Source organism: Sphingomonas sp. (assembly GCF_035555815.1).
Taxonomy (GTDB): Bacteria; Pseudomonadota; Alphaproteobacteria; order Sphingomonadales; family Sphingomonadaceae; genus Sphingomonas.
Map to the genome: position 1 here is coordinate 1 of NZ_DATMGG010000214.1, position 4,918 is coordinate 4,918.

Sequence of the window (4,918 nt, forward strand, 5' to 3'; positions counted from 1 at the left end):
ATCGCGGGCTATCCGGCGGCGCTGCTGGTCGCCAGCCACTATTCGGTGATGGTGCGCGAGAATTCGCACATGTTCATGGGCGGCCCGCCGGTGGTCGCGCGGCTGGGGGAGGTCGTCACCAAGGAGGAACTGGGCGGCGCCGATCTTCAGGCGCGCGCCGGTGCGATCGACGACGTCGTCGACAGTGAGGAGGAGGCGTTCGAACGGGCGCGCCGCTTCCTCTCCTACCTGCCGGACTCGGTACATGAAGTCGCTCCGCGCACCACGCCGACCGACGATCCCAACCGGCGCGATCCGTGGCTGATCGAAGCGATTCCCCGCGACCGGCGCAAGGTTTACGACGTCCGCCGCATCCTCCGCTCGCTGGTCGATGAAGGGTCGCTGTTCGAGATGGGGCGGGCCTACGGCGGCGCGGTCGTCACCGCCCTGGCCCGGCTCGATGGCTGGCCGGTTGCGGTAATGGCCAGCGATCCGCGGATCTATGGCGGCGGCTGGAACGCGGCGACATCGCAAAAGGTGACGCGGTTCGTCGACATGGCCACCGCGTTCCACCTGCCGGTGGTCAACCTGGTCGACATTCCCGGATTCGTGATCGGGCGTGAGGCGGAGATGGCGGGCACGATCCGCCACGGCTGCCGGGCGATGGCCTCGGTCTATCAGTCGGACGCGCCATGGTGCACGATCCTGATGCGCAAGAGCTTTGGCGTGGCCGGCTCCGCGCACACCAACCATTCCCGCGTGCAATATCGCTATGCCTGGCCATCGGGCGACTGGGGCTCGATGCCGCTGGAAGGCGGGATCGAGGCGGCCTATCGCGCCGAGATCGCGAGCGCCGACGATCCTGCCGCCAAGCTGGCCGAGATCGAGGCGCGGCTGAACAAGCTGCGCTCCCCGCTTCGTACCGCGGAGGCCTTCATGGTCGAGGACATCATCGATCCGCGCGAAACGCGGCCGATCCTGTGCGCATTCGCCAACACCGTTGCAAAGCTGCGCACGCCCGGCGCGTCCAGCTTCGGGCTGCGGCCATGACCGCGCCGCTCACCGGCTACCGTGTGGTCGAGCTCGGCGCGCTGGAGGCTGCGGCCTATTGCGGCAAGCTGTTCTCCGATTTCGGCGCCGACGTGCTGCGGATCGAGCCGCGCGACGGCGATCCGCTGCGCGCGATCGCCCCGCTGGTCGACGTCGGCGGCGGCGCCACGGACAGCGCCTTTGCTGCGTGGCTCAACACCGGCAAGCGCAGCCGCATCGGCGATCATCCGGCGGAGATCGACGCACTGGTCGCCTCCGCCGACGTGGTGATCGACGGAGGGTCACCGGCCGGTGCCGCCGAGCGCCGCCAACGCTGGCGCGCCGCCAATCCGCGGCTGACGATCCTGTCGCTCAGCTGGTTCGGGGAAACCGGCCCGTATGCCGACTTCACCGGCTCCGACGCGGCGGTGCGCGCGCTGGCCGGGTTGGTCAAGCTGACCGGGCCGGTCGACGGCCCGCCGATCCTGCTCAACGATCACCAGTCGGCGATCTATACGGGGCTGACCGCCTATACCGCGGCGGTCGCGGCGCTGTACGGCGGCGGTGGGCGCGGGTTCGAGGTCTCCGTGCTCGAATCGAGCATCGTGCTGACCGAGTTCCAGCTCGCGCTGCGTTATGGCCCCCCCGCCGATGAGAACCGGCTGGGCGTCAACAAATTCTACCCGACCTATCCGCTGGGCATCTTCCCGTGCCGCGAGGGGTGGCTGGGCGTGACGGTCGGTCACCTCGATCAATGGTCGGCCTTCTGCGACATGCTCGACATGCGCCATGTCGAGACGGACCCGCGCTTCCAGACCCGGTTCGACCGCAGCAAGCATATGGCCGAGATCGACGCGGTGATCGCCGATCGGCTGACGGCGAAGACCGCCGACGAATGGTTCGCGATCGCGCTCGAACGGCGGGTGCCGCTGGTGGTGGTTCCCGACATGGCGACCCTGCTCGGGCAGGAGGTGCACCGCGAACGCGGCGCGTTCCAGTCGGTGACGATCGGCGACGCGAATTTCGAGGGGCCGACGCTGCCGCTGCATCTGTCGGATACCCCGCCCGTCCGCGCCGCCCGCGCGCCGCGTCCGGGCGAGGGGGGTACCGAACCGTGGGCATCGCGCGCGGGCGACTGTCCGGACTCGCCCGGCAGCGATGGCCTGCCGCTTGAAGGATTGCGCATCCTCGATCTGTCGATGGGATGGGCAGGGCCGCTCGCCACGCGCCAACTCGCCGATCTTGGCGCCGACATCGTCAAGGTTGAGGCATGTGGCTATCCCGACTGGTGGCGGCCGAGCGACCCGTCCGACGATCCGCCCTTTGAACTCAGCCCGTGGTTCGTCGCGCTCAACCGCAACAAGCGCGACGCCGCGATCGATAGCTACAAGCCGGCGGGCCTGGCGCTGGTCAGGCGGCTGGTCGGCGAAGTCGATGCGGTGATCGAGAATTTCGCACCGAATGTCATGCCGAAGCTGGGGCTGGACTATGCCGCGCTGCGGGCGATCAACCCGTCGGTCGTCATGCAGTCGATGCCCGCCTACACCGGCCGGTGGAGCGCGTTGCGCGCTTATGGCTCGACGCTCGAGCATGGTTCTGGCCTGCCCAGCGTGACTGGCCCGGCGGACGGCCCGCCGGTGCTCAACCACCTGGCCTATGGCGATCCGATCGGTGGGCTCAATGGCGCGGCGTCGCTGCTCACCGCCCTGCTGCACCGCAAGCGGACCGGGGAGGGGCAGTATGTCGTGCTGTCCCAGATCCAGGCAATGCTGCCGCTGGCCGCGCGCTGGATCATCGAGCAATCGGTCACCGGCGGCGTGGTGCGTTTCGGCAATCGCCACCCGGCCATGGTGCCGCACGGGGTTTTCCCCACCGCCGATACCGATGGGTGGATCGCGATCTCGGTTGCCGACGATCGCCGCTGGGCGGCGCTGGCCGAGTTGATCGGCCTCGATTCGTCCGATCTGGCTACGCTCGACAGTCGCCGCGCGGCGGAGGATACGATCGAGCGGCGGCTGTCCGACTGGACGCGGGCGCGCGGCGGCGATGCGGCGATGGCGGAATTGCAGGGGCGCGGGATCGCCGCCGGCGTCGTCCGCGCGCCGGGCGACCTCTACGCCGATCCCCATCTGGTCGCGCGGGGCGACTGGCAGCCGATCGAGAGACGCTACAGCGGCACCCAGCCGTTGTTCTCCGCGCCGTTCCGCGAGGACGCGCAACCCTATCCGGTCCGCATGGCTTCACCAACGCTCGGCGAGCACAACCGCGATATCCTGAACGGGATTCTGGGGCTCGATGATACCGCGCTGGCGCAGCTGGAGGCGGACGGGGTGATCGGCCAGCGCGGCGGCGGGCCGCGCGGATGATGGGTCGATGAGCGAAGCTGGGGCGCGATCCCGCGCGGTCGCGTCGCCGCTGACGCTCGTCGAAAAGCTCGCCTACGGGCTGGGCGAGGTCGGCGAGGCGGTGAAGACCGCCGCGCTCGAGACCTTCCTGTTCTTTTATTACATCCAGGTGATCGGCCTGCCCGGCGCGATGACCGGGCTCGCGCTGTTCATCGCGCTGCTGGTCGATGCGATCGCCGATCCGCTGATCGGCCATTGGTCCGACCGCACCCGATCGCCGCTCGGCCGCCGCCACCCGTTCCTCTACGCCGCGCCGATCCCGCTGGCGATCGGCATCGTGCTGCTGTTCAGTCCCCCGGCGACGCTGCCGCAATGGGGCATCTTTCTATGGCTGACCGGGTTCACCATCATCGCGCGGGTGGCGATGGCGATGTATTTCGTCCCGCACATGGCGTTGGGCGCCGATCTCAGCAACGATTACGACGAGCGTATCCAGGTCGGCGCCTACCGCACCGGATTTTCCTATCTCGGCCGTCTGCTCGCGCTGGGGGCGGGCTTCTCGATCTTCTTCGTCGCGACGGCGGCGTTTCCGGTGGGGCAGCTCAATCCGGCCGCCTATCTGCCGTTCGCGCTGTTCTGCGCCGCGGTGGTGATCGTCGTGGTGTTCGTGTCGGCGTGGGGGACGCAGGCGCGGGCGCGCGGACTGGCCGCACAGCGCGTCGACTATGGCGAGGCGCCGCCCTGGCGCGTACTGGCGCAGGCGATTCGCGTGCGATCGTTCCGCGCGATGTTCCTGTCGCTGCTGGTGCTCTACATCTTCAACGGCACTCAGGCGGCGCTGATGCTGCACATGGCGACCTATTATTGGGAACTGGGCGCGGGCGCGACCCAGGCGACCTTCTATGGCGCCACCTTTGGGGCGATCGCCGGCGTCTATCTTGTGCGGCCGTTCGCGCGTCGTTTCGACAAGAAGCGGGCGTATATCGTCGGCGTGCTGCTCGCCTGTTTCTCGGCGTCGATGCCGGTGCTGCTGCGGCTGGCGGGGGTGTTCCCGGCCAATGGCGATCCGCTGCTCGTGCCGCTGCTGGTCGCGTTCAATGTCGGATTCGGGTTGTTCGGCACGGTCCCGGTGACGCTGTCGGCGGCGATGCTGGCCGACGTCGCCGACGCCTATGAGCATCGCTTCCGCGAACGCAGCGAAGGGTTTTTCTTCGGCGCGGTCGCCTTCTCGCGCAAGGCATCTCTGGGCTTGGGCGGCGCGGTCGCCGGGCTGGTGCTCGACCTGATCGCGTTCCCGACCTCAGGCGCCAAGGTGGGCGGGATCGCCCCGGACGTGCTGACCCGCCTCGCCGTGCTTTACGGACCGACGATGCTCGCGATCCTGTGCATGGGCCTGCTGATCCTGCTGCCCTACGACCTGTCGCGCCGCCGCCACGCCGAGATCATGCGCGACCTCGAGCAACGCTGAACCCGAGTCATCGCGCCAACGCGGGAAAGGCGGCGCGGAACGCCGCGACCTTCGGCTTGTCCCAGCGCACGATGTAGGGGTGGCCGGGATTCTTGCG

General features: G+C 68.9%; 3 protein-coding genes and 1 pseudogene. 3 read left to right on the forward strand and 1 reads right to left on the reverse strand.

The features are described from left to right. The 3 genes from VNR91_RS12485 to VNR91_RS12495 all read left to right on the forward strand — a co-directional run. A partial coding sequence (locus VNR91_RS12485; RefSeq protein ID WP_325491102.1) for an acyl-CoA carboxylase subunit beta occupies window positions 1-1,029 on the forward strand: 1,029 nt, incomplete at its 5' end. Continuing rightward, complete coding sequence (locus VNR91_RS12490) at window positions 1,026-3,374, forward strand: CoA transferase (protein ID WP_325491103.1); 2,349 nt, start codon at window positions 1,026-1,028, stop codon at window positions 3,372-3,374. The genes VNR91_RS12485 and VNR91_RS12490, both read left to right, overlap by 4 nt. 7 nt (window positions 3,375-3,381) lie before the next feature. Continuing rightward, complete coding sequence (locus VNR91_RS12495) at window positions 3,382-4,821, forward strand: MFS transporter (RefSeq protein WP_325491104.1); 1,440 nt, start codon at window positions 3,382-3,384, stop codon at window positions 4,819-4,821. Window positions 4,822-4,828: 7 nt separating this feature from the next. On the opposite strand, the pseudogene VNR91_RS12500 reads toward VNR91_RS12495, so the two are convergent. Continuing rightward, a pseudogene (locus VNR91_RS12500) lies at window positions 4,829-4,918 on the reverse strand (peptide-methionine (S)-S-oxide reductase); the annotation flags it as partial.

Coding starts and splice junctions, on each gene's coding strand:
- VNR91_RS12490 (WP_325491103.1), top strand. CDS start 1,026: ATGACCGCGCCGCTCACCGGCTACCGTGTGGTCGAGCTCGGCGCGCTG.
- VNR91_RS12495 (WP_325491104.1), top strand. CDS start 3,382: ATGAGCGAAGCTGGGGCGCGATCCCGCGCGGTCGCGTCGCCGCTGACG.